The 3068-nt window shown below is 70.1% G+C and carries 5 protein-coding genes; 2 read left to right on the top strand and 3 right to left on the bottom strand.

Translation table 11 applies throughout. From position 1 onward, the window contains the following. Both AC27VN_RS37325 and AC27VN_RS37320 read right to left on the bottom strand, forming a co-directional pair. The coding region (locus AC27VN_RS37325) for a pirin family protein (RefSeq protein WP_490879908.1) at positions 1 to 367 on the bottom strand (367 nt) is incomplete at its 3' end. Then, positions 364 to 948: an NADPH-dependent FMN reductase gene (locus tag AC27VN_RS37320; protein WP_490879907.1), complete on the bottom strand. Its 585-nt coding sequence runs from the start codon at positions 946 to 948 to the stop codon at positions 364 to 366. The genes AC27VN_RS37325 and AC27VN_RS37320, both read right to left, overlap by 4 nt. A gap of 141 nt (positions 949 to 1089) precedes the next feature. On the opposite strand from AC27VN_RS37320, the gene AC27VN_RS37315 reads away from it, so the two are divergent. Further along, complete coding sequence (locus tag AC27VN_RS37315; protein WP_490879906.1) at positions 1090 to 2016, top strand: LysR family transcriptional regulator; 927 nt, start codon at positions 1090 to 1092, stop codon at positions 2014 to 2016. A gap of 37 nt (positions 2017 to 2053) precedes the next feature. Continuing rightward, positions 2054 to 2530, top strand: coding sequence for an FKBP-type peptidyl-prolyl cis-trans isomerase (locus AC27VN_RS37310; RefSeq protein WP_057593250.1), 477 nt, complete (start codon positions 2054 to 2056; stop codon positions 2528 to 2530). Between the two features lie 30 nt (positions 2531 to 2560). Here AC27VN_RS37310 and AC27VN_RS37305 read toward each other — a convergent pair. Then, a partial coding sequence (locus tag AC27VN_RS37305; protein ID WP_490879905.1) for a CHAD domain-containing protein occupies positions 2561 to 3068 on the bottom strand: 508 nt, incomplete at its 5' end.

Here is a 3068-nt window from a genome sequence, read left to right as displayed (position 1 = left end):
CCACCCAGAGCTGGAAGCCGCGCACGCGCTGCACGCCCGGCGCCGGCGCGCCCGTGTGCCACACGCCATTGCCCGCGCGCATCCATTCGACGCCGCCGCCGCGCAGCACGCCCTGTTCGCCGGTCGTGTCCTCGTAGAGCGTGTCGCCCTCGATCAGCCAGGTCAGCGTGGCGATACCCGAGTGCGGATGCATGCCGAAGCCGCGGTGGCCGCCCTCGGTGTCGAAGCCGAACAGGTCGAGGAAGACGAAGGGCTTGAGGAATTCGCCGAGGTCGCCCGGGCTCACGAGCCGCGCGATCGGGCCGTGCTTCATGCCGCGCGTGCGATAGACGATGGCGCGGGTCCTGGTCGCGACGTCGGTGCTCATGCGGCCCCCCTCGCTGTCTTCAGCGCCTTGGTCCACCAGGCCAAGTCGTCGAGCATGCCGCCGGCCGCCTGCGCGAGGTGCGGGAAGTCCTCGAAGTTCTTGCCCTGCTGCCAGATGCCGAGGAACTCGACCATGCCGATGTGCACCGCGTTGCGCACCGGCGCCATCTGCATCTCGACCGCGATCAGCCGCAGCTGCTCGATCGCGCGCGCCGCGCCCACGCCGCCGTAGCCCACGAAGCCGATCGGCTTGCGCACGAACTCCTTGTAGGCCCAGTCGATCGCGTTCTTCAGCACTGCGCTCGGGCCGTGGTTGTACTCGGGCGTGACCACGACGAGGCCGTCGAAGCTGGCCAGCTTTGCCTGCCAGCGCTGCGCGGCCTCGTTCTTCACCGGGCCCCAGGCCGGCGCACCGGCTTCGTTGAAGAAGGGCAGCGGATGGTCGCGCAGGTCGACCAGTTCGAAGGCGAGGTCGGTGCGCTGCTTCGCGATCTCGTGGATCCAGTGCGCGGGCTTCTCGCCGAAGCGGCCTTCGCGGGTCGAGCCGATGACGATGCCGATGAGGGGTTGGGTGGTGGACATGAAAGCTCCTGGGATTCGGGGTCGATGGATGGACGGACGGGCCGGCGGGCCCGATGGATCGAAGCTTAGGGCGCCACCCATTGATCGACTAGACGGTAGAGTCGGATTGCACTCGTCCATTCTTGGAAGGAATCGAATCCCATGCTCGACCTCAACGACATCGCCATGTTCGTGCAGGTGGTGCGCCACGGCAGCTTTGCCGAAGCCGCCCGACGCCTCGGGCTGCCGCCCAACACCGTGAGCCGGCGCATCCAGCAGCTCGAGGCGCAGCTGGGCACGCGGCTGATGCAGCGCTCGACCCGCAAGCTGACCCTGACCAGCGCCGGCCAGGCCTTTCACGAGCGCTGCGCGGGCGCGGTCGACGGGCTGGTCGAGGCCGGGCAGGAACTGGTCACCGGCAGCCGCGATCCCAGCGGCCTCGTGCGCGTGGCGGCGACCGCCGACTTCTTCGATTTCTTCCCGATGGAATGGGTGGCCGACTTCCTGGCCGCGAATCCGCTGGTGCGGGTCGACTTCGTGCTCAGCGATGCCAAGGCCGACCTGATCGCGGAGCAGATCGACGTCGCCTTCCGCGGCGGCGCGCAGCCCGATTCGGGCTACGTCGGCCGCAAGCTGCTGGGCCCGCGCACCGACGGCCTGGTGGCGAGCCCCGCCTACATCGCCGCGCGCGGCGCCCCGGCCACGCTGCAGGAGCTGGCGCAGCACGACTGCGTGACCGCGGCGCATCCCAGCGGCCGCGCGACCTGGCGGCTGGCCGGGTCGGACGGCGAGGAAGAAGTGCAGGTCACGGGCCGCTTCAGCGGCAACACCGCGCAGGCGCTGCGCCGGGCGGCAGTGGCCGGGCTGGGCATCGCGCTGCTGCCGCCCTCGATGGGCCGGCTCGACGTGGCGGCCGGCCGGCTCATGCCGGTGCTGCCGCGGTACCAGCGCACGGGGCAGGGGCTGACCGTGCTGTACCCGAGCCGCAAGCACCTGCCGCTCGCGGTATCGGCCTTCATCGCGATGGTGACGCAGAAGCTGAGCACGGAGGAAACGCTGCCCGAGGCCTTCCGCTCGTGGAAGACCTAGCTGCTACGGCCTATCGGTTTGCACGGAAAATGGCCCGATGAAAATCGCAAAAGACACCGTCGTCACCCTCAAGTACAAAGTCGCCGACGCCCAGGGCAAGCTGATCGAAGCCAGCCCCGAGCCCATGGCCTATCTGCATGGCGGCTACGAGAACACGCTGCCCAAGATCGAGGAAGCGCTCGACGGCCAGGAGAAGGGCTACCAGACCACCCTGAACCTCGCGCCCGAGGACGCCTTCGGCCAGCGCGACGAGACGCTGGTGCGCAGCATTCCCAAGACCGACTTCCCGCCGGGCGTGAAGGTGGGCGGCCAGCTGCAGGGCCGCCTCGACGACGGCCGCGAACACGTGTTCACCGTGATGAAGATCAAGGGCCCGGTCGTCATGCTCGACGGCAACCATCCGTGGGCCGGCAAGGCGCTGCGCTTCAGCCTGACCGTGACGGACGTGCGCGAGGCGCTGCCGGTGGAGATCGAGCATCGCCACGTGCACGGGGCGCACGGCCACCACCACTGACATCGGACGCGCTCGCTCGCGCGCCCCGCGTCAGGACTTGCCGCGGCCCTTCTTCCAGAACCGCGGCGCGCCCTCGATCTTTTCCAGCGCCTCCCGGCAGGCCGCCGCGCCCGCCGCGTGCCGCGCGCTGAACCAGCCCACCGCGAACCACGCGCGCGCATCGTGCGCGGTGGCTTCGCGGTACAGGGCCATCGCGACGGCCTCGTCGTTGAACTCGCCCAATGCGTCCTGCGCGGGACGCAGGCGCTTCAGATAGCGCTCGGCGGCGCTCTTGTCGTCGCTCTTCTTCTCGTCCCGGGTCTCGAACAGCGGCGCCGCGAATTCGGCGAGGTAGCGCAGGCGCTTGAGGCGCTTGCGCACGCGGTGCTGGTTGTCGGTGTCCAGCGATTCGAAGCGGCCGCCGTCGCGCAGGGCCTGCTCGTGCAGGCGTTGCAGGCGCTTGCGCAGGAAGCGGCGGGCGTCGTCGGAGTCCAGTGGCGTGACGGGCGGCGCGCCCTCCGCGGCCGGTTCGGGCGCCGGGGCCTCGGTCGCGGTGAAG

This window comes from Variovorax sp. 20P10.2.4, from assembly GCF_058244205.1.
This window is presented reverse-complemented; position numbering and strand designations above follow the sequence as displayed.

Excerpts from the sequence above, each read along its gene's own strand:
- AC27VN_RS37320 (WP_490879907.1), bottom strand. The coding sequence starts at position 948 with ATGTCCACCACCCAACCCCTCATCGGCATCGTCATCGGCTCGACCCGC.
- AC27VN_RS37315 (WP_490879906.1), top strand. The coding sequence starts at position 1,090 with ATGCTCGACCTCAACGACATCGCCATGTTCGTGCAGGTGGTGCGCCAC.
- AC27VN_RS37310 (WP_057593250.1), top strand. The coding sequence starts at position 2,054 with ATGAAAATCGCAAAAGACACCGTCGTCACCCTCAAGTACAAAGTCGCC.